The following is a 21,098-nucleotide window of genomic DNA, read 5'->3' on the forward strand; positions in this document are numbered from 1 at the left end:
GCGGGTTTATAGCATTTATATACAACTGTCTATCAGATAGTTGTTACCATAACAACGTTACTCTCTATATCACGGTAAATTGTTTAATTTATTCGCATTAACAAGGCCAAATGTGCTCAACAAGCAATTGAGCATTACGTTGCCCTCTAAATTCATTCACATCTAATCGATACGCTAGCTCAACCATTTTAATGCTGTTATCAGGCCACATATTAATATCAACATTAAAGGCAATAGCATCAATCATAAGATGGCTATTTACGGGCTGAAGCATCATTTTTAAATGCTTACTACCCACAATACGTTGCTGTAATAACGTGAATTTACCGTCAAATAAAGGCTCTGGAAAAGCTTGCCCCCACGGACCAGCTTCTCTTAGCATTTCAGCAATTGGTAGTGATAGCTGGTTTTCTGTTAGCTCACCATCAGATAAAATAACGCCTTGCAATTGCTCGTCAGAAACCAACTCTGCCATTAAAGACGAAAAATGACGCTGAAATAACGGGAATTTATCTTCTTCAAGTGAAAGCCCTGCTGCCATTGCATGCCCACCAAATTTCACCATCAAACCCGGATTTAATGTATTTAATCGCTCTAAGGCATCTCGCAAATGTACGCCACTAATTGAACGACCAGAGCCTTTTAACAGACCATCACCACTAGGTGCGAACGCAATAACAGGACGATGCAATTTCTCTTTAATACGAGAGGCTAAAATACCCACAACGCCTTGATGCCATTCGGGATGATATATCGCTAAACCATTAGGTAAATCATGTTGAGTGCCCATAAATTGGCGAAAAATGGTTGAGGCTTCTTCTTGCATTCCCGCTTCAATTTCACGCCGAGTTTGATTTAATCCATCAAGTTCATTGGCAATTTCACGAGCAGTACCAATATTGTCAGTTAAGAGTAAAGCAACCCCCACCGACATATCATCTAGGCGCCCTGCTGCATTTAAGCGAGGTCCTAAAGAAAAACCTAAATCACTACTAACCAATTGAGATAGTTCTTTACGAGACACTTCTGTTAACGCTTTAATACCCACACAACAACGTCCAGCTCTAATTCGGCGTAATCCTTCATAAACAAAAATACGGTTATTTTCATCAAGAGGAACAACGTCTGCCACTGTGCCTAGTGCAACTAAATCGAGAAAATCCGCCATATTAGGGCGAGCTAAGTTTTGTTGCTCGAACCAGCCTTGTTTTTCTAATTCAGCTCTTAATGCCGTCATTAAATAAAAAGTAACGCCAACACCTGCTAATGATTTAGATAAAAAAGAACAATCTGTCAGATTAGGATTAATAATCGCATCTGCGGCAGGTAAGGTTTGTCCTGGTAAATGGTGATCGGTAACGAGGACACGAATACCATATTCATGAGCCGCATCTACACCTTCAAAAGAGGAAATTCCATTATCCACAGTGATAATGAGATCAACCCCTTTTTTAGCAACGTCATGAACAACTTGAGGGCTTAAACCATAACCATCATCAAAGCGATTAGGAATATGATAGTTAACCTGCTTAAATCCCATTTGGCGTAATGCTTTAATCGCAAGTGCGGTACTTGTTGCACCATCAGCATCAAAATCGCCAACAATAACAATACGAGATTGTTGCTGTAATGCATCAATCAGTAATGAAATTGCCGTTTCTATTCCTGTTAATGCTTGATAATGAAGTAAGCCTTTTAACGATCGTTCTAGTTGAACTTCAGAGGTTATTCCACGATTAGCATAAATTTGTCGTAATAAGGGATCTAAGTGATCTGGTAATTGAGTTACCTGTGCAATTCGACGACGTAATGTCGGTTCAATAGTGACCATAAAACGTAATTACTTCTCTTTTTTATCTAATAATTCAACAAGGTTTTGTGCAGAAATATATCCACCATAAATACTAGCATTAGGTAATACAATAGCAGGTGTGCCTTGGATCCCCATCATGGTGCCTAATTTAAAATGTTCATTGATATTGATTTTTTTGCAATCATCAATCGCAATAATTTTGTCACCCTTAAATGCACTGTCTAATGATTTATTAGGGAAGCCACTACACCACACAGCATTCATTTCTTTGCTCACAATATTGTTGCTAATGCCATTACGAGGAAACGCTAAATAGCGTACTGTCACTCCTTGTTTATTCAATTCGGGTACTTCTTGATGAAGTTTTTGGCAATAGGGGCAACTAATATCAGTAAAAATAGTGATCACATGACGTTCATTTTGTGCTTTATAGACAATCATTTCATTTTTAAGTGAATCTACTTTTTTCATAATAATTTGATTGGCAATACTGACTGGCTCACCATTACTGATATTATAAATAGGGCCCGCGGTTAGATACTTACCATCATCTGTAATATAAAAAATGCCTTTGTCTGATAACACCGCATTTAACCCAACAATCGGTGTAGGTTGAATACTTTCTGCTTTAATTTGCATTTTAGCCAGTTGCGCTTCAATTGAGGCATTGTCAGCAAGCACGGACATTGACGCCATGCTTAATAATATTGGCAACCAGAATAATTTCTTTTTCATTTGAATTCCTATTTAACGCCTGCTCTTTAGCGGCTATCCCCTTGGATGATGTTGCTGATGAAGCGCTTTCAAGCGTTCTGTTGCAACATGGGTATAAATCTGTGTTGTAGAGAGGTCACTGTGCCCCAATAACATCTGTACAACACGCAAGTCTGCTCCATGATTTAAGAGATGTGTCGCAAATGCATGACGCAACACATGAGGTGATAGTTTTTCCGTATCGATCCCTGCTATCACAGCATAATGTTTTATCCGATGCCAAAATGTTTGGCGTGTCATTTTTTGCCCTCTTAAGCTAGGAAAAACAATATCGTCTGTTTTTCCTTGCATTAAAGTGGGTCTTCCATATTGCAGATATTGCTCCAGCCAGTAAATAGCTTCTTCACCTAAAGGAACTAATCGTTCTTTATCGCCCTTACCAATAACACGTAGCACACCTTGTCGTAAGCTGATATCAGAGAGGGATAATCCCACTAATTCAGAAACACGAAGCCCACATGCATAAAGGACTTCAAGCATTGCTTTATCGCGCAATTCAAGTGGCTCATCAATACAAGGGGCATTGAGTAAATCATCAACTTGTCGCTCACTTAAATCTTTTGGTAAACGCTTAGGAAGCTTAGGTGTTGACAGTAATGAGCTTGGGTCATCTAAACGTAATTTTTCACGATACAGATACTGGAATAATCGACGCATTGTGCTGAGTAGACGCGCGGCACTACTGGCTTTATAGCCTTCATCTAAACGCGTTGCGAGAAAGGATTGCAAATCCAAAGTAGTGACTGATAACCAGTCTAATTCGTGATGTGCAAGCCATTGTCCTAATGCTTGTAAGTCTAAGCGATAAGAACTGAGCGTATTTGCAGATAAGCCTTGCTCTAACCAAATATTGTCGAGAAATTGTTCAATGATAATATCAGTATCTTCATTGATATGAGTTGTCTTTTTTGTCGATAATTTGGTTTGTGACACAGTCTTACTCTCCCTCTCTTTAGCTTATCGCCTTTACATTATGCCTTATAAAAAAATTTTTCTGGTACAATAGTGACCTTTATTGGCAAAAATATCCTAAAAATCTTTATGAAAATTGGTCTATTTTACGGTTCCAGCACTTGTTACACCGAAATGGCAGCAGAAAAAATTCGTGATATTCTCGGTGAAGAGTTCGTTGATCTTCATAATGTTCAAGAGTGTGATATCACACTTATGGAACAATATGACATCCTTATTTTAGGTATTCCAACTTGGGATTTTGGTGAGATCCAAGAAGATTGGCTCAATATTTGGGATACATTGCCGACATTAAATTTAAAAAATAAGCTTATTGCAATGTATGGGATGGGTGATCAGGTTGATTACAGCGAATGGTTTCTTGATGCGCTGGGTATGCTCTACCATCATTTATTACCAAGTGGTGTTAAGTTTATTGGGTTCTGGCCTGTTGATGGGTATGAATTTGTCAGCCCAAAACCTTTATCTGATGATGGTAAACATTTTGTTGGTCTTGCATTAGATGACGTAAACCAGTTTGAAGAAACTGATGAACGTTTATCACAATGGTGTATGCAAATTCTACGTGAAGTAGAAGAAAATTTATAAATTTAATATCCAGATATTAAATATCTGGATATTGCATCAATAACTGAGAAAAGTTACGCCACTCATTTTCAGTCATACTATCAAAAGCAACCCATAACGTGATTTGCTTTTTATTTAGAATAGAGGTTAACGTTATTCGAGCACCAAAACGGCTGATCCAAGGGCGTTTTGTTATTTGCCATTCATGCAGTTTCCATTGAATTCGGTTGCCATTCAGTAAAATAAAATCCCCTTTGATACGACTAATATTCTTTTGTGTGAAATACCAACTACCTATCAAGAAAAGTAACAATGGAACCCAAACATAAATAAAATCAGGAGGCCATGGATACAACAGTAAACCGATCTCAAAGGCAACATAAGCAACTGTTGAGAAGAGTTGAGTAAACCATGATACTGTGAGGTGCGATTTCCATAAAATCACGAGTTATATTAACTCCTGCTATAATTCTATACGAATATAAATAAGTTAAAGATAATAAAGACCAACCTATTTATAATGTAACTTCTTCCTTAACCTTGCAAATAGTTTATCTTATATTTTAGCTTAATTATTTATTGTTACTTTTTCGATTTAATATGTGTTCAAAAAAATATAACTTAATAATAAGTACGAAATTTCTATTCTTTCTTAATCGCTGTTTTAATAAAGTCAGCATACCTGATTTATTAAGTATAAAGCGAAAAATATCAAAAAAAGGCGATTTAAGCGATCATTTTTAGAGGTAGTGCGCAAATTTAACGCAACTATATTTTTTATTTCAGTAAATTTTAGAGTGTCATTAATATTATTAAATTTCTATATAAAAAATAAAAACGCCTTTATTTGATGAGAAAATAAAAGCGTCATTCTTAATCAATCTTAATTACTATTGAATCTATCGCTGATTTGATAATCTATTTTATTAATATTCATCAACGATCTCCGCCATTCTAGCTTTATTGCGATCTTGGATTAATTTCACCATATAATAGAGCGCATCATCATCAGGGCGTCCATGATTCATTAACCAGTTAAATAAATCAGGATCTGCACACTCTAGTAAACGAACAAAAAGCGCTTTATCGTTATCAGATAGCGTATCGTATTCATTCTCGAAAAAAGGCATGATAGAAATATCCAGTTCACGCATTCCACGACGACATGCCCAGTTAATTCGTGCTTTATTCTCTATATCGATAGTCATACTCTGCTCTTTACATTGTTCAAATCAAGAAATACCACTATTTCTTCCTAGCATTGATAATAGTCTTATCGCAAAATTTTTAACATCAAAATGATCACAGTTTGCAGGTTTAGTCTCATAGACAACCTATTGAACACGCTTTCATTTGTTATTTATCAAGTTCATTTTCTGTGCGTTAAAAATAATAATGACTTGCATTGTCTTGCCACTCTTTTACCATAACTGATGTATCTGATTAATTTAATAGCTGGTGACATCATGACTCAAAATTCTACTCAGGCTAAACGCCCTCATGCAGCAATCAATTTGCCATTAACACTGGTTTCTTTAGATGAATGGTCACTGATAACAGCAACAGGTGCTGACAGTGAAAAATATCTACAAGGTCAACTAACAACGGATATTGCAGCACTTCCAACAACAACACATACATTGTCTGCACACTGTGAAGCAAAAGGTAAAATGTGGAGTACACTTCGCTTATTCCACCAGCAAGACGGTTTCGCTTATATTTTGCGTAAAAATGTCGCACAAAAACAACTTGCTGAATTAAAAAAATATGCTGTATTTTCAAAAGTAACCTTAGCTGAAAATACAGATAGCGTTTTATTAGGATTAGCAGGGCAAGGTGCTGCTCTTGCATTAGCAGATTACTTTCCAAATATCCCTCGTAAAGCAAACGAAGTGGTTAATCACGATAATACTTATATTCTGCAATTACCTTTACCTACTGAACGCTTTTTAATCGTAACAGACGAAGAAACGGCAAAAAATCTTGCAACAACATTAAAAGCAGAAACCAGTGATAGTGAGCAATGGTTAGCCTTAGATATTGAGGCTGGATATCCTGTTATTGATACTCCAAATATTGAGCAATTCTTACCTCAAGCAACAAATCTGCAAGCATTACCACTGAGTATCTGCTTTAAAAAAGGCTGTTATACCGGGCAAGAGATGGTATCTCGTGCGAAATTCAGAGGCGCAAATAAACGTGCTATGTATTTGTTATCAGGTGGTGGTACTGAATTGCCTGAGATTGGTGGTAGCGTTGAATGGCAATTAGGCGAAGATAAATGGCGTAAAACAGGAACGGTATTAAGCGCTGTACGTATGGCTGATAATACTATTTTGGCTGAAGTTGTTATGAATAACGATATGGAGCTAGATAGTGTATTTCGAGTTCAAGACGATAACATCAGTCGTTTATCCATTAAACCACTGCCTTATTCTTTAGAAGAAGAGTAATTCTTATTTATCATAACCAATACGGACTTTTATGACACAATTACCAAAAGGGGCATTTGGCCCCTTCTCTGATACTATTAACTTTATTATGGAGTTAGATAAACTAAAACGTGTTTATCGTAAAAATAATGTATTAGACAATAGTCGTTCCGAAAATACCGCAGAACATAGTTGGCACTTTGCCGTTGCAGCAATGAGTTTTCAGCCTTACGCGGGTGACATTGATATGGGACGAGCTATTCAATTAGCCCTTGTTCACGATATCGTTGAAATAGATGCTGGCGATGTGATGGTTTATGACGTTGCCGCTCGAGAAGCGATTAAAGAGCACGAGCAAAAAGCCGCAAAACGTATTTTCTCTTTATTGCCTTCTCCACAAAGTGAATATTTCCTCAATTTATGGCTGGAATATGATGCGGCTGAAACACCAGAATCTCAGTTTGCTAATATTCTTGATCGCACCATGCCAATGCTGATGAATTTACATAATGAAGGTCAAAGCTGGGTCGAAAATAATATCCGCTTAGAGCAAGTATTAGCGCGTAATCTGTTTATTGAAAAACAGTGGCCTGAATTTTGGCAATATCTCTACCCTCAATTATTAGAGGCACAGAAAAAAGGCTGGCTGAAGTAATCGATTCAATGCTGAATTTATTAAATAAAAAATACCGATGGCTAACTTAACCATCGGTATTTAAATTTAAGAATATAGCTAGATTAAAGCTTATTCATAGTCACTAATTGGCGCACATGAACAATGTAAATGGCGGTCGCCATACACATCATCCAGACGTTTAACCGCTGGCCAATATTTGCTTTGTTTCGTTGCTTCACTTGGGAACACCGCACATTCACGACTATAACTATGTGACCACTCTTGCACTAATTCATATTGTGTGTGAGGTGCATTAACTAATGGATTGTCATCAATTGGCCATACGCCTTTATCTACTTGTGCAATTTCAGCACGAATAGAAAGCAGCGCTTCAATAAAGCGATCAATTTCAACTTTACTTTCAGACTCTGTTGGCTCAATCATTAATGTACCCGCAACAGGGAATGACATGGTTGGAGCGTGGAATCCATAGTCAATTAAACGCTTAGCTACATCCATTTCACTGATACCGTAATTCGCTTTTAATGGGCGAATATCGATAATACATTCATGTGCGACATAACCATCAGCGCCAGCATAAAGAATGTCATAATCATTTTTCAAACGTTGTGCGATATAGTTCGCATTTAAGATTGCCACTTGGCTTGCTTGTTTAAGCCCTTGTGCACCCATCATACGAATATACATCCAACTAATCGGTAGTATTGAAGCGCTACCAAATTGAGCCGCAGAAACAGCACCTTGTGTAGTGACATTTTCCATTTCAACAACAGAATGACCTGGTACAAATGGCGCTAAGTGTGATTTCACGCCAATAGGCCCCATTCCTGGACCACCACCACCATGAGGAATACAGAGGGTTTTATGTAAGTTTAAGTGAGAAACATCAGAACCAATAAAGCCCGGTGTTGTGATCCCCACTTGTGCATTCATATTGGCACCATCAAGATAAACTTGTCCGCCATATTGATGAATGATTTCACAGACTTCACGAATACCTTCTTCATAAACACCATGCGTTGATGGGTATGTCACCATCACACAAGAGAGTTCAGCTTGATGTTTTTCTGCTTTGGCTTTTAAGTCTGCAATATCGATATTGCCGTTATCATCACAACCGACCACCACCACTGTCATGCCTGCCATATGAGCAGAAGCTGGGTTAGTACCGTGTGCTGAACTTGGGATCAAGCAAATATGTCGCGCACCTTCACCACGGCTTTGGTGATAACGACGAATCGCTAATAAGCCCGCATATTCACCTTGCGCACCCGAGTTTGGTTGCATACACATCGCATCATAACCCGTTAATGCAGCAAGCCAATTGGATAGTTGTCCAATCATCACTTGATAGCCTTTCGCTTGATAGGCTGGGCAGAATGGATGTAGCTCTGTAAATTCAGGCCATGTAATAGGGATCATTTCAGCGGCAGCATTAAGTTTCATCGTACATGATCCTAATGGGATCATCGCTTGATTCAATGCTAAGTCTTTATTTTCTAAACGATGCATATAGCGCATCATTTCTGTTTCACTGTGATACTGATGAAAGTTTTCATGTGTCAGCACAGTGTCTTTACGTTGCATAGAAGCAGGAATTGATACTGATGAGGAGGCAACTTGTTTATCAAGTGCATCAATATCACCAGTTAATGCTTTACCACTAATAATTTCAACAAGCTTTAATACATCTTCACGCGTTGTAATTTCGCTTAGTGTTACACCTACAGCACCCACAATATCAGTACGTAAGTTAATTTCGGCATCTTTAGCGCGTTGTAATACAGCGGCTTTATCGGCGGTATCAATCGTTAATGTATCAAACCAAGTTTTATGGCGTAATACCATACCGTTTTGTTGTAAACCCGCAGCTAAAATATCCGTTAAACGATGAATACGTTGAGCGATGGTTTTTAACCCTTCTGGCCCATGATAAACCGCATACATAGCCGCGATATTGGCAAGTAAAACTTGGGATGTACAAATATTCGAGTTCGCTTTTTCACGACGAATATGCTGTTCACGCGTTTGCATCGCCATACGTAATGCACGATTACCCGCAGCATCGCGAGAGACACCAATAATACGACCCGGCATCGCACGTTTATATTCATCACGGCAAGCAAAGAATGCCGCATGTGGGCCACCGTAACCCATTGGGACACCAAAACGTTGCGCTGAGCCTAATACGATATCAGCACCTTGATGACCTGGCGCAGTGAGAACCACCAGCGCCATTAAATCAGCGGCAACACTAGTAATTATTTTGCGCTCTTTTAGTGCGGCTAATAACTTGCTGTGATCATGAACTTCGCCCGTTGTGCCGACTTGTTGTAATAGCACACCAAAGACACCTTCAAGCTCTAATACTTTTTCAGCTTTATCAACAACAACCTCAAAACCAAAAGTATCTGCACGAGTTCTGACAACATCTAAGGTTTGAGGGTGAATATCATCAGCGACAAAGAAACGATCCGCATTTTTCAGTTTGCTTACACGTTTTGCCATTGCCATTGCTTCAGCTGCGGCCGTTGCTTCATCTAGCAACGATGCAGAAGCGAGATCCATTCCTGTATAATCAATTGTAACCTGTTGGAAATTCAATAGTGATTCTAGACGACCTTGAGAAACTTCTGGCTGATAAGGTGTATAAGCGGTATACCAACCTGGATTTTCTAATAAATTACGCAAAATCACAGGAGGCAATACAGAAGGTGCGTAACCCATTCCAATGTAAGAAGTAAAACGTTTATTTTGGCTGGCGATCGCTTTTAATTCAGCCAAGGCTTCTTGCTCTGTTGCCCCTGCACCCACATTCGGTGGTGTTTCTAATTGAATATTATCTGGAACAATTTTTTGAGTTAATTCATTTAATGAGGAGACGCCAACAGCACTGAGCATCTCTTTAATCTGTTCTGGTGATGAGCCAATATGGCGACGAATAAATTCATCGCGATACTCTAACTGATTTAAAGTCTGTGTCATTGCAAGTAATTTCCTGAATTCACTATGAATGGATAGGTAAATAGCACAAGGCTTAAAGCGCGTTGAGATAGCATTACGATAACAAGCTAACAAATAAAAACGCCCCGACATTGATTTGACGGGGCGCTTCGTTTTACTCTTCGCTATCTACCAGTTCTTGATAACCGGCGGCATCAAGTAAGTCATCTAATTCGCTTTCATTATTTGCTTTAATGCGAAATAACCAACCTTCTCCGTAAGGCGCACTGTTCACCAGTTCTGGAGAACCATCTAACTCTTCATTTACTGCGATAATTTCACCCGATAATGGTGCGTAAATATCTGATGCTGCTTTTACTGATTCCGCTACCGCACAATCATCACCAGCTGCGACTTCTCTACCCACTTCTGGTAGATCAACAAACACCATGTCACCTAATAATTCCTGTGCATGTTCAGTAATACCGATAGTGTATTCACCATTGCCTTCTGAACGGATCCACTCATGAGATTGTGCGTATTTTAATTCACTAGGTATTTGACTCATTGACCTTACTCTCCATTTAAAATAATTGTACGTGTTATACCAATGCTTTACCTGAACGAACAAAACCAGGTTTTACCACTTCTACTGGCATCTCACGATTACGCATTAATACAATTGCGCTATCTTTTATACCTGCTGGAACTCTTGCTAATGCAATACTAAAGCCTAATGTAGGCGAAAAAGTACCACTTGTAATAATACCTTCTCTTAACTCACCTAAATCATCAGTAAAGTGTACGGCAGTGCCAGCACGCAACACACCTTTCTCTCGCATTACAAGACCAACAAGTTTATCTGTGCCTGTTGCGCGTAATTTTTCTAATGCTTCTCGACCAATAAATTGACGATCTTCTGGTGCCCATGCAATCGTCCATCCCATATTTGCTTCAAGTGGATTAATCGTTTCATCCATCTCTTGGCTATAGAGGTTCATTCCCGCTTCTAGGCGTAATGTGTCTCTTGCACCTAATCCTGCGGGTTTAACTCCCACAGCTAATAATTTTTTCCAAAAATCGACGGCTTGCTCTTTTGGCATGGCGATTTCATAGCCAGCCTCACCGGTATAGCCGGTTGTGGCAATAAATAAGTCTCCAAGCTCTACACCATAGAAAGGCTTCATAGCAGAAACAACTTGGCGTTGCGCTTCGCTTAATAAGCTTTGTACTTTTTCTTGTGCATGAGGACCTTGAACAGCGATTAATGCTAAATCGTCACGAACAGTGATATTAACCACATAATCTGAAGCATGTTGTTCAATCCACGCGAGATCTTTTTCACGAGTAGCAGAATTCACAACGAGACGATAGAAAGAGTCATCAAAGTAATAGACGATAAGATCATCAATTACACCACCTGATGCATTTAGCATACCGGTATAAAGCGCCTTACCTTTTTCGGTGAGTTTAGCGATATCATTCGCTAATAAATAACGTAGAAAATCTTTAACTTGTGAGCCATGTAAGTCAACAATGGTCATATGAGAAACATCAAACATACCTGCATCACGACGTACAATATGATGTTCATCTATTTGGGAGCCATAATGCAAAGGCATCATCCAACCATGAAAATCGACCATACGAGCACCGCAGGCTACGTGCTCATCATACAACGGAGTCTGTTTTGCCATTCTTCCCTCTTTCTACTTTTACTTTAGATTATTCAGAGAACGTAATTTGTTAAATATAAAATTAAACTTGATTTGAAATCATAGTGTTAATCTCAAACTTAAGTTTATTTTTAAACATTGATTTAACAAATACGAGCAATTAACGTACAACGCAAACGATACCATCCCCTTGAACTTAGCATTGTGAGAAAAAATAAACCATAAGTTAAAATAGGGTATTGTGTCTCCTAATCATAATGTAGACATATGGGTATGCAGAACTAATGATTGCAATTATGCGTATCAGCGCTCATTTTTAGCGAGGAATTACTGAAAAAAGGGAATTAGTGCAAAGAATAGACTGAAAAAATAGATTTTTTTAGTTCTATTTCTTCAGTCAGATATAAATAAAAGTAATGTGAAATAAGAGAGAAATTAGATTTTTTCAACTGAAGTGAAATTTTTATTACTTAACCATTCAGGTAAATCAGAAAGTCCCATTGCTTGCTCAAGTAACTTAGGTTTTACCCCCGGTAAACTATCCGCTAACGAAAGACCGATATCTCGAACCAGTTTTTTAACAGGGTTATTGCCAGCAAAAAGTTCACGAAATCCTTGCATACTTGCCAACATCACCGCGGCTGCATGTTTGCGGCGGCGTTCAAATCGTCTCAAATAGAGATATTCACCAAAATCTTTACCTTCAGCTTTTAAGCGGCGAATTTCACCAATTAACTCTGCGACATCCATAAAACCAAGGTTAACACCTTGTCCAGCTAAAGGGTGGATAGTATGAGCAGCATCGCCTAGTAACGCTAAGCGAGGAGCGGCAAATTGGCGAGCATAACGACCTGTTAATGGTATGGTCATGCGATCACTTATTAATTCACATTGACCTAAACGCATATCAAAGGTCACACCCAATGTGCGCTCAAATAAGCTTTTTTCTGCGCTTTTATAACGTTCAGCAAGGTTGCTTGGTAAAGACCAAACAATAGAACAAGTATGAGGATCAGAAAGAGGCAGAAATGCCAAAATACCTTCGCCATGAAAAACTTGGCGCGCAACATTTTCATGAGGTTGCTCGGTACGAATAGTGGCAACTAATGCGTGATGTTCATAGTCCCAAAACGTCAGTGGAATATCAGCATGTTTACGTAGCCATGAATTAGCACCATCAGCGCCCACAACAAGTCTTGCGGTTAACATTTCGCCATCATTAAGGGTAATGAAAGCATCGTTTTCCCCCCACACTACACGCTCAATTTGTGTTGATGAATAGAAGGTAATATCACTATGGCTTTCACATTTTTGCCAAAGCACTTCACGAATAAGGTTATTTTCGATAATAGAGCCTAAGTGACTGAATCCTTCTTTTTGTGCTGAAAACTCAATACGGCCAAAGCTATCTTGATCCCAAACTTCCATGCCTTGATAAGGTGCTGTTCGTAATGCTTGCAAATTTTCCCAAACACCTAGTTTTTTCAGCAGCATTTCACTGGCTGTATTAATAGCAGATACGCGTAATGAAAAATCATCTTGTGGGTGAAAAAGCGTCGTTACTGGGTGATTTTCTATTATCGCTATACGTAATCCACACCCGTGTAATCCGCTGGCTAATGCAAGCCCAACCATTCCACCACCAGCAATAACAACATCAAATGATTTCATAATAAAAGTATCCTAAAAAGCGATTATATTTAATTCGAATAAAAATTGACCATCAAAGATCAACACGCTCTAGTCTGTCCAGCCAAGTGTTTGATGCGCCAATTTATCTCTCATCATTGGGAGTAATTCCATCGTCATTAGCCCTAAGTTGCGAGAAACAATCAGTGGCACACAACGATTTGCAAACACTTTCACCAACCCATCAGTAATAGAGATTGTTTTTTCTCTATCTTGTTGGCGAAGTTGTTGATATTGAGAGAGTACTCGATAACTACCAATATCAGTATTGGCATTAATCGCTTGGGTGATCGTATTGGCGAGAGCCATAACATCACGTAAACCAAGGTTAAAACCTTGTCCTGCAATAGGATGAAGTGTTTGCGAGGCATTTCCAACTAACGCTAAACGATGACCAATAATTTGATTAGCTTTTTGTAGCGCTAAAGGGTAGCAATTTCGCTTACCAATATGCTCTATCTTTCCTAAACGCCAGCCAAAGTCACGCTGTAAATGTGCGATAGTTGTTTCATCATCCCACTGTGAAACTTCATCCAATTTTTCAATAGGATGACACCATACTAATGAGCTACGCCCTTCACTCATTGGTAACATGGCTAATGGACCAAACTCCGTAAAACGCTCAAAAGCTTTGCCTTGAGGATCAATTTCTGTTTTGACATTAGCGATCACTGCCACTTGATGGTAAGGCTCTCGTTGCCATTGAATATGGCACTGGTGACCAATAGGTGAATGAGTACCATCAGCAGCAATCAGTAAATCACCCGATAATTGCGAACCATCATCAAGTGTTACCTCAACAGAATCGATATTACGTTGAACTTGTTCAACTTTAGCGGGGCAATAAAGCGTGATATTAGATTGTTTTTTTAACTTAGCAAAAAGCTGACGCCCAGCATCATGCAATTCAATAACATAACCCAGTGCTGAGATATCATAGTCTTGTGCATGAATATTAACAAAACCACAATGACCTTTATCAGAGACATGAACATGATTAATGGGAGTGACAAAAGGTTTTAATGTTGACCAAAGCCCGATTTGCTCTAACCGTTTCGCTGTTCCATGTGCTAATGCGATGGCTCTTGCATCAAACCCAGGGTGCCCATTGTCAGGCTCTCTTGCTTCAATTAACGAAATTGAAATCTTACCTTTATTTAATGCACAGAGAGCAAGTGCTAATGTCGCACCTGCCATTCCACCACCCACAATAATCACATTCATGCTGATTTTAGCCTTAAATTTTTCCTGCCATCAGAGCTTCAATTTCATCAGGATCTTTAACGACAGATGCCGTTAAATTCTCATTGCCTGTTTCCGTGATAACAATGTCATCTTCAATACGAATACCAATGCCACGATACTCTTGTGGCACATCTGCATCTGGCGCAATGTAAAGTCCCGGTTCAATGGTCAGTACCATGCCCGGTTCTAAAATGCGGTCACGCTCCGTGCCATAATGTCCAACATCATGAACATCAAGACCTAGCCAATGGCTTAAGCTATGCATAAAGAAACGCTGATAAGCTTTTGTCTCAATAAGATGCTCGATTTCACCGTGCATAATGCCCAGTTTAACCAGTCCTTCGACCATGATATACACGACATGCTCAGTGACTTCTTTGATACTTGTACCAGGTTTGTACAATTCCAAAGAAACATTGATGGATTTTAAGACTATGTCATAAATTTCACGTTGTTGACGGCTAAATTTACCATTAACAGGGAAAGTACGGGTGATATCACCGGCATAACCTTCATATTCACAGCCTGCATCAATAAGGACTAAATCCCCATCACGCATTTTGGTTTCGTTTTCGGTGTAGTGCAAAATACAACCATTTTCACCACTGCCGACAATACTGTTATACGAAGGGAAACGCGCACCATGAGAGGTAAACTCATGTTCAATCTCACCTTGAAGTTGATATTCATACATACCCGGCTGACATTTTTGCATCGCACGCGTATGTGCTAATGCGGTAATTTTTCCGGCTTTACGCAGTAATTCAAGTTCAAAATCAGATTTAAATAGGCGTTGCTCATGAACAATTGGACGCCAATCAATGATAGTTTGTGGTGCTTTTAAGTTACGACGAGAACCTTTTCTTAAGGTGTCTAATGCACCAAAGACTATCTCATCAGCAAACGCATATTCACCTTGAGCATGATAAACAACATCTAACCCGTTTAATAATTGGTACAGTTGCTCACCAACATCTTCATAAGGTAGCGCCTTATCAACACCTAATTTTTCAGGTGCAGCTTCTTGTCCAAGGCGACGACCAAACCAAATTTCAGCGGTTAAATCTCTAACGCGATTAAAAAGCACACTGTGATTATGTGTTTCATCACTTTTAATCAGCACAAGAATAGCTTCAGGCTCGCTGAAACCAGTTAGATAAAGGAAATCACTATGTTGGCGATAAGGATACTCACTATCGGCATTACGTTGCGCTGGTGGTGCGGCAAAAAAGATAGCTGCACTCGCAGGCTTCATTTGAGCTAATAATGCCTGACGACGGGATAAAAATTCTTGCTTATTCATACCCACTCCTGTCTTTCATTTATCTTTATGGTTATCTAATTAATGATGAAATTAATGTAGTACACGTTGCTCATTTTGTTTGTCATTTCCTTTGTCTTTTGGTGCGACAAAAGTGATATAACAAAGTTGAACGGATACTTTTACATATTCACTGACTTCTTCAAGTGCATCTTCAAGTTCTTCTTGGTTTTCGTCTTCTTCATAACCTAGCGCACCAATATTACGCAAATCAGTAATCACTTCGGTCAATTCTTTATGATCAGACAACTTAGGTTGAGCAACACCCAGACCTAAAAGAAAATGATTAACCCATCCAGCAAGGGCATCGGCTCTTAGAAAAACAGATTCAGATTCGTCAGGTACTAACATAGAGAAGTTGAACACACTGTCATCGAGCTGTTCATAGGTGATGTGATAAAGCTCTTCAAGTGGCTCTGATAACGTTTTAGGAAAAGCTAAACCCTCATTAGTCAGATCGTGTAATAAGGTTTTCCAACTGTTATCGCGCACTGCACCGCAAATAAATCCTGTAATCAAACCATGCATTTCAGCCGCGGTTAAAGGTACTGTATGTTGCTGTAATAATGCATCAATAGTTTGATAATTCGGTAATGTGTTCTGTTTTGACATAAGAATAAACGTCGCATTTAGGGGAATAGTTCAAGATATGCTACCATCAATAGAAGTCGCTGTACCAGTTAAGCCATGTTAATCATTGGAATTTTTGCAGTAATAGCGTTTAATACAGCGTTATAACCGTATACACTACTAAACACGTAGCACAGATTTTATGTCAGGAAGGAATCATGTCCGCACAACCCGTTGATCTTCAAATTTTTGGGCGCTCATTACGTGTCAATTGCCCACCAGAACAAAGAGATGCTTTACTGGCTTCTGCTGCTGAACTGGAACAACGATTACAAGATCTCAAAGAACGCAGTGGTGTTTCCAACACAGAGCACTTAATTTTTATCGTGGCATTAAATATGAGTCATGAGTTGGCAGAAGAAAAGTTAAAAACCAGAGACTATGCCTACAACATGGAAGAGAAGATAAAAATGCTACAACAATCCATTGAACAAGCTTTACACGATCAAGGCAAGCATCATGATCGCACTTTTTCAACTGCGAAGTAGATTTGTTCAGAAAGCACGCGTACACCACGAAATTCACAGATAATAGGTTGCTTTCTACAATTAAAATAATACAATAGTTCATAGATAAGGTGCTTAACGCACCCACCAAATTTCTCTGAGATGTTTGCCAGCGGGCCAGTCCCCTGAGCCGATATTCGAAACACATAGAACGTGGTGATCTGTTGCTTGTGAGCATACCCGATTCGTTCAGGCAGCCTAATGGTAGCAACACTATGTTCACCTTGGACCATGGGTTCAAGGGTTACAGCTTGCGGCGGCATCTTGGAGACCTCCATTTAAGTTCTAAACACTGAGTATTTTATAAATGCTTAATGTTTAGAACTTTTTTTATACCCTTTTCCCTTATCCAATCTTGGCTTTTCTCTTTTTTACCTCTAAAGTGTAATAAATTGATGTTAATGATACTTCATCATTAACACTAACGACTTACTGATGGGTTGATGAATGATAGAAGCCTCACTTTTTCAGCAAAGAGATGAAATACGCAAGTCTATCCGCCAAAAGAGACGCTTACTCACTCAAGAGCAACAGCAGGACGCTGCGCTAAAACTATGCGAGCAAGTTCTTACTCACCCTAAAATCAAACAAGCGCAGACGATTGCACTGTTTCTTTCTTTTGATGGTGAAATTGATACATCACCTTTGATCTCCCAGCTATGGGCATTAAATAAACAAGTTTGCTTACCTGTATTGCATCCCTTTCATCGCCATCACCTCCTTTTTTTACGCTACACACCGTCTACTACATTAGTAAAAAATCGCTTTAATATTTCAGAGCCGCCTTTAAATGTGAACATGGTGATTCCTATCTCTAGTATTGATATTATTTTTACGCCGTTAGTAGCTTTTGATGAACAAGGTCAACGATTAGGTATGGGGGGCGGTTTTTACGATAGAACACTAGAAAACTGGCAACAAAAATCATTTTACCCAATGGGATTAGCGCATACTTGCCAACAAGTTGCTCACCTTACTATTGCAAATTGGGATGTGCCATTACCTGAAATTATTACACCAGAAAAGATCTGGCATTTTTAGTTTTGTATTAGTACTAGATTAAGATTAATAATTATCATCTGTGTTTTTTTATATTTTTGATAAAAAAAATAATATTAAATACCTTTTTATATTTTTCAGCTATACAAAAGGTATTTTATTGTCATGGATAATAAAACAGAAAGTCACCTAATAAAAAGTATTAGTATTATTATCAATCTAACTAAAAAGAGAGAAATAGAAATAAAAAAAGACTCTACTATAAACTCATTAGAAAATGAACATCAATTTAAACTAAAAAAAACAAAAAAATCATTTATTTTAAAAAAATAGAACATCACATTATTTTTTTAGATAATAAAAACAACACATTTATATTATTAAAAAAAAATGAAAACACATATCTGATTTATAATCTGCAAACAGATAAAACAGAAAATCTAAGTCAAAGCCAATTCAATTCATTAAACATTACACAATGTTATTACCTTTGCTTTAAAGAAAATCCATTTTTTAGTCTCTCATGGTTTTTTACAGTAATAAAGAAATACAAACTTATCTTTATAAATATTCTTTTTTACTCACTCATTCTTCAACTATTAATGCTCACATCGCCTTTTATAATACAAATTATTATGGATAAAGTGATTATCCATCAGTCTCTATCAACACTAGATGTTTTAATTATTGGTTTAATTTTTATTGCTATTCTAGAAGGGACACTAAAAGGAATTCGAGAATATATTTATCAACACACAGCAAATAAAATTGATATAATGTTAAGTCTAAAACTCGCTCAACACTTGTTTAGACTTCCTATCGGCTATTTTAAATCACGTCAAACCGGTGCCATTGTTGCTCGAATAAAAGAATTAGATATTATACGAGAATTTATAACAAAAACACTGTTACTGTTATTTGTTGATTCTTCTTTTATTTTTTTATTTATATTTGCAATGGCAATATTATCGCTAAAGCTAACATTAATATTTATTTCGACAATTCCTCTTTATCTTATTTTAGCTAAATTACTTGCCCCAAAAATAGAATTTGCAGTTCAGCATCTTTATCAAAAAGTTGCAGTCAATACTGCCTTTCTTACTGAAAGCTTAGGTGGTATTGAGACAATTAAAAGCCTTTCTCTTGAGCCAAGATTTACACAACAATGGTATACACAAATACATAAACTAACAGGTGAAAGCGAAAAGCTTCAAAATATTGATAATTTATCTCGCTTTATTGTGTCATTTATAAATAAAACAACAGTTGCACTACTCTTATGGGTAGGAGCTTGTGAAGTTATTTCGCTCTCAATGACAATAGGTCAGCTTATTGCTTTTACGATGCTACTTGGCTATTGCTTACAACCTTTAGCGACAGCTATTGATGTTTGGGGAAAATATATCAAAACAAAAACAGCAATCTACAACTTACAAGATATACTTAACCTTCCTAAAGAACAAAATAGTTCAATATTAGAAACAAATATTAAGGGGGGAATTACCTTTGATAATGTCAGTTTTCATTATCAAAATCATACGCCTGCTATTTTAAATAATATTTCATTACATATAAAAAGACATGAAATTATTGGTATTGTTGGAACATCAGGATCAGGAAAAAGTACTTTAGCACGCATGATCTCAGGTCTTTATATTCCACAATCAGGTCATGTCACACTTGATAATATTCCTCTTTCACAACTTAATTTAAATAGAGTACGCCAGCAAATAGGTATTATTCTACAACAAAATTTTTTATTTAATCTCAGTGTGTTTGATAATATCCGACTCACTCGACAAAATGCCTCTTTAGAAGACGTTATTTACGTAGCAAAACTAACGGGTGCTCATGAATTTATTTTAAAACTACCATTAGGTTATGACACTATTATTGCAGAGGGAGGACAATCCTTATCAGGAGGACAACGCCAACGTATTGCGATTGCAAGAGCCTTATTATCTTCGCCTAAAATTTTAATCTTTGATGAAGCCACCAGCGCATTAGATGATGAATCTCAGGCTATTATCCAAGAGCACCTTCCTCTTATTGCAAAAGAGAGAACCGTTATCATTATTGCTCATCGACTTTCAACGGTGAGAACTTGCCATCGTATTATTGTGTTGGAAAAAGGCAACCTTATTGAAGAAGGAACACATAAGGAATTAATTGCAAAAAATAGCCACTACAAAAAACTTTGGCAACGTCAACAAGGATGTTGAGTATGAACCTAAATATAAAATCTGCACTTTCTAAAGTATTTCATCGTAATAAAAAGAATATTAATTATGATTTCTACCCTAATCATATTGCACTTATTGAAAAACCTTTAACGCCATATAGTCGTTATATTGCGTCAATTATTTCATTCAGTGTTATCGCTTTTCTTATGTGGGCCTATTTAGGTAAATTAAATGTGCAATCATCTGCAACAGGTAAACTTATTGTTGCAGGGCATTCTCAAGTTATTCAAATTTATGAGCATAGCCGCCTTGCTGTCCTTCATGTAAAAGAGGGACAAAAAGTAAATCAAGGTGATGCATTATTAACACTCGATATACTGGGTGTTGATGAGGAAGTTAAGGGAATACAGAAAAAAATAGATAGCCTGCTGTTACTTAAACTTCGTTATCAAGCATTAAGCCAAGAAACATCTCCACAAAAACTTTATCATTTTAATAAATTAGATGAAAAAACAAAAAAATCCATTCTTATCAGTTACCAAAAAGAAAAAGATGAATTTGAAAGTAATATAAATTTAATTGATGCCGAAATCGAGGTTAATAATAAAAATCAAACCATGATCCATAATGAACTATTATCATTAAATATATTAAAGGAAAATATTAAACAACGTTTTATTCTTAAGAAAAAGCTCTTTATAAAAAAATAAT

19 protein-coding genes and 1 other RNA gene are annotated in these 21,098 nt (G+C 37.6%); 8 read left to right on the plus strand and 12 right to left on the minus strand.

The features are described 5' to 3' along the window. Positions 1–97: 97 nt before the first annotated feature. Genes recJ through xerD form a run of 3 tightly spaced genes read right to left on the minus strand, consistent with a single transcriptional unit; the run spans position 98 to position 3,520 of the window. Complete coding sequence (recJ, locus tag ACWPWK_RS04730) at positions 98–1,831, minus strand: single-stranded-DNA-specific exonuclease RecJ (protein WP_109371066.1); 1,734 nt, start codon at positions 1,829–1,831, stop codon at positions 98–100. Between the two features lie 9 nt (positions 1,832–1,840). Then, on the minus strand, positions 1,841–2,548 hold the full coding sequence (gene dsbC / locus ACWPWK_RS04735) for a bifunctional protein-disulfide isomerase/oxidoreductase DsbC (RefSeq protein WP_109371068.1): 708 nt from the start codon (positions 2,546–2,548) through the stop codon (positions 1,841–1,843). Positions 2,549–2,581: 33 nt separating this feature from the next. After that, complete coding sequence (xerD, locus tag ACWPWK_RS04740; RefSeq protein ID WP_109371070.1) at positions 2,582–3,520, minus strand: site-specific tyrosine recombinase XerD; 939 nt, start codon at positions 3,518–3,520, stop codon at positions 2,582–2,584. A 108-nt stretch (positions 3,521–3,628) separates the two neighbouring features. On the opposite strand from xerD, the gene fldB reads away from it, so the two are divergent. Further along, a complete protein-coding gene (fldB, locus tag ACWPWK_RS04745) occupies positions 3,629–4,147 on the plus strand; it encodes a flavodoxin FldB (protein ID WP_088495999.1) in 519 nt (172 codons plus the stop codon). A 16-nt stretch (positions 4,148–4,163) separates the two neighbouring features. Here the strand turns inward: fldB and ACWPWK_RS04750 are convergent, their stop codons facing one another. Next, positions 4,164–4,571, minus strand: a complete 408-nt coding sequence (locus ACWPWK_RS04750) for a protein YgfX (RefSeq protein ID WP_109371072.1) — start codon at positions 4,569–4,571, stop codon at positions 4,164–4,166. Positions 4,572–5,052: 481 nt separating this feature from the next. Further along, entirely contained in the window at positions 5,053–5,328 is a 276-nt protein-coding gene (sdhE, locus tag ACWPWK_RS04755) for an FAD assembly factor SdhE (protein WP_454209235.1), read from the minus strand. A 264-nt stretch (positions 5,329–5,592) separates the two neighbouring features. Here sdhE and ygfZ point away from each other — a divergent pair, with 264 nt between their 5' ends. Together ygfZ and ACWPWK_RS04765 are read left to right on the plus strand one after the other, a co-directional pair. Then, on the plus strand, positions 5,593–6,579 hold the full coding sequence (gene ygfZ / locus ACWPWK_RS04760) for a tRNA-modifying protein YgfZ (protein WP_109371074.1): 987 nt from the start codon (positions 5,593–5,595) through the stop codon (positions 6,577–6,579). Positions 6,580–6,610: 31 nt separating this feature from the next. Next, positions 6,611–7,213 carry an HD domain-containing protein gene (locus tag ACWPWK_RS04765; RefSeq protein ID WP_099074840.1) on the plus strand — a complete coding sequence of 201 codons (603 nt, stop codon included), beginning with the start codon at positions 6,611–6,613 and terminating at the stop codon, positions 7,211–7,213. 90 nt (positions 7,214–7,303) lie between these two features. Here the strand turns inward: ACWPWK_RS04765 and gcvP are convergent, their stop codons facing one another. From gcvP to ACWPWK_RS04800, 7 genes are all read right to left on the minus strand, one after another. Continuing rightward, the gene (gene gcvP / locus ACWPWK_RS04770) at positions 7,304–10,180 is read right to left on the minus strand and encodes an aminomethyl-transferring glycine dehydrogenase (protein ID WP_454208420.1); all 2,877 of its coding nucleotides are present in this window, start codon (positions 10,178–10,180) and stop codon (positions 7,304–7,306) included. A 133-nt stretch (positions 10,181–10,313) separates the two neighbouring features. Beyond that, positions 10,314–10,706 carry a glycine cleavage system protein GcvH gene (gene gcvH / locus ACWPWK_RS04775; protein WP_100159082.1) on the minus strand — a complete coding sequence of 131 codons (393 nt, stop codon included), beginning with the start codon at positions 10,704–10,706 and terminating at the stop codon, positions 10,314–10,316. 34 nt (positions 10,707–10,740) lie between these two features. Further along, positions 10,741–11,835, minus strand: a complete 1,095-nt coding sequence (gene gcvT, locus ACWPWK_RS04780) for a glycine cleavage system aminomethyltransferase GcvT (RefSeq protein ID WP_109371078.1) — start codon at positions 11,833–11,835, stop codon at positions 10,741–10,743. Positions 11,836–12,249: 414 nt separating this feature from the next. Next, a complete protein-coding gene (gene ubiI / locus ACWPWK_RS04785) occupies positions 12,250–13,485 on the minus strand; it encodes an FAD-dependent 2-octaprenylphenol hydroxylase (protein WP_109371080.1) in 1,236 nt (411 codons plus the stop codon). A gap of 69 nt (positions 13,486–13,554) precedes the next feature. After that, positions 13,555–14,727 carry a 2-octaprenyl-6-methoxyphenyl hydroxylase gene (gene ubiH / locus ACWPWK_RS04790; RefSeq protein WP_109371082.1) on the minus strand — a complete coding sequence of 391 codons (1,173 nt, stop codon included), beginning with the start codon at positions 14,725–14,727 and terminating at the stop codon, positions 13,555–13,557. A 13-nt stretch (positions 14,728–14,740) separates the two neighbouring features. Further along, a complete protein-coding gene (gene pepP / locus ACWPWK_RS04795; RefSeq protein WP_109371084.1) occupies positions 14,741–16,051 on the minus strand; it encodes a Xaa-Pro aminopeptidase in 1,311 nt (436 codons plus the stop codon). A gap of 51 nt (positions 16,052–16,102) precedes the next feature. After that, complete coding sequence (locus tag ACWPWK_RS04800) at positions 16,103–16,681, minus strand: YecA/YgfB family protein (RefSeq protein ID WP_109371086.1); 579 nt, start codon at positions 16,679–16,681, stop codon at positions 16,103–16,105. Between the two features lie 176 nt (positions 16,682–16,857). Here ACWPWK_RS04800 and zapA point away from each other — a divergent pair, with 176 nt between their 5' ends. The 5 genes from zapA (at position 16,858) to ACWPWK_RS04825 (ending at position 21,097) form a co-directional block, all read left to right on the plus strand. Further along, the gene (gene zapA, locus ACWPWK_RS04805) at positions 16,858–17,187 is read left to right on the plus strand and encodes a cell division protein ZapA (RefSeq protein ID WP_023581530.1); all 330 of its coding nucleotides are present in this window, start codon (positions 16,858–16,860) and stop codon (positions 17,185–17,187) included. Between the two features lie 109 nt (positions 17,188–17,296). Continuing rightward, positions 17,297–17,480, plus strand: a non-coding RNA gene (ssrS, locus tag ACWPWK_RS04810) — 6S RNA. A gap of 172 nt (positions 17,481–17,652) precedes the next feature. Continuing rightward, entirely contained in the window at positions 17,653–18,246 is a 594-nt protein-coding gene (locus ACWPWK_RS04815; RefSeq protein WP_454208424.1) for a 5-formyltetrahydrofolate cyclo-ligase, read from the plus strand. Positions 18,247–18,806: 560 nt separating this feature from the next. After that, entirely contained in the window at positions 18,807–20,426 is a 1,620-nt protein-coding gene (locus tag ACWPWK_RS04820; RefSeq protein WP_454208426.1) for a peptidase domain-containing ABC transporter, read from the plus strand. Between the two features lie 2 nt (positions 20,427–20,428). Beyond that, a complete protein-coding gene (locus tag ACWPWK_RS04825; protein WP_244184994.1) occupies positions 20,429–21,097 on the plus strand; it encodes a putative HlyD family type I secretion protein in 669 nt (222 codons plus the stop codon). Position 21,098: the final 1 nt, after the last annotated feature.

This window comes from Proteus sp. Marseille-Q3619 (assembly GCF_965283115.1).

What these genes read in the sequence shown, in the direction of transcription:
- recJ (WP_109371066.1), bottom strand. Translation starts at nt 1,831, where the DNA reads ATGGTCACTATTGAACCGACATTACGTCGTCGAATTGCACAGGTAACT.
- dsbC (WP_109371068.1), bottom strand. Translation starts at nt 2,548, where the DNA reads ATGAAAAAGAAATTATTCTGGTTGCCAATATTATTAAGCATGGCGTCA.
- zapA (WP_023581530.1), top strand. Translation starts at nt 16,858, where the DNA reads ATGTCCGCACAACCCGTTGATCTTCAAATTTTTGGGCGCTCATTACGT.
- gcvP (WP_454208420.1), bottom strand. Translation starts at nt 10,180, where the DNA reads ATGACACAGACTTTAAATCAGTTAGAGTATCGCGATGAATTTATTCGT.
- gcvH (WP_100159082.1), bottom strand. Translation starts at nt 10,706, where the DNA reads ATGAGTCAAATACCTAGTGAATTAAAATACGCACAATCTCATGAGTGG.
- gcvT (WP_109371078.1), bottom strand. Translation starts at nt 11,835, where the DNA reads ATGGCAAAACAGACTCCGTTGTATGATGAGCACGTAGCCTGCGGTGCT.
- ubiH (WP_109371082.1), bottom strand. Translation starts at nt 14,727, where the DNA reads ATGAATGTGATTATTGTGGGTGGTGGAATGGCAGGTGCGACATTAGCA.
- ygfZ (WP_109371074.1), top strand. Translation starts at nt 5,593, where the DNA reads ATGACTCAAAATTCTACTCAGGCTAAACGCCCTCATGCAGCAATCAAT.
- ACWPWK_RS04765 (WP_099074840.1), top strand. Translation starts at nt 6,611, where the DNA reads ATGACACAATTACCAAAAGGGGCATTTGGCCCCTTCTCTGATACTATT.
- ACWPWK_RS04825 (WP_244184994.1), top strand. Translation starts at nt 20,429, where the DNA reads ATGAACCTAAATATAAAATCTGCACTTTCTAAAGTATTTCATCGTAAT.
- ACWPWK_RS04815 (WP_454208424.1), top strand. Translation starts at nt 17,653, where the DNA reads ATGATAGAAGCCTCACTTTTTCAGCAAAGAGATGAAATACGCAAGTCT.
- ubiI (WP_109371080.1), bottom strand. Translation starts at nt 13,485, where the DNA reads ATGAAATCATTTGATGTTGTTATTGCTGGTGGTGGAATGGTTGGGCTT.
- pepP (WP_109371084.1), bottom strand. Translation starts at nt 16,051, where the DNA reads ATGAATAAGCAAGAATTTTTATCCCGTCGTCAGGCATTATTAGCTCAA.
- fldB (WP_088495999.1), top strand. Translation starts at nt 3,629, where the DNA reads ATGAAAATTGGTCTATTTTACGGTTCCAGCACTTGTTACACCGAAATG.
- ACWPWK_RS04800 (WP_109371086.1), bottom strand. Translation starts at nt 16,681, where the DNA reads ATGTCAAAACAGAACACATTACCGAATTATCAAACTATTGATGCATTA.
- ACWPWK_RS04820 (WP_454208426.1), top strand. Translation starts at nt 18,807, where the DNA reads ATGCTCACATCGCCTTTTATAATACAAATTATTATGGATAAAGTGATT.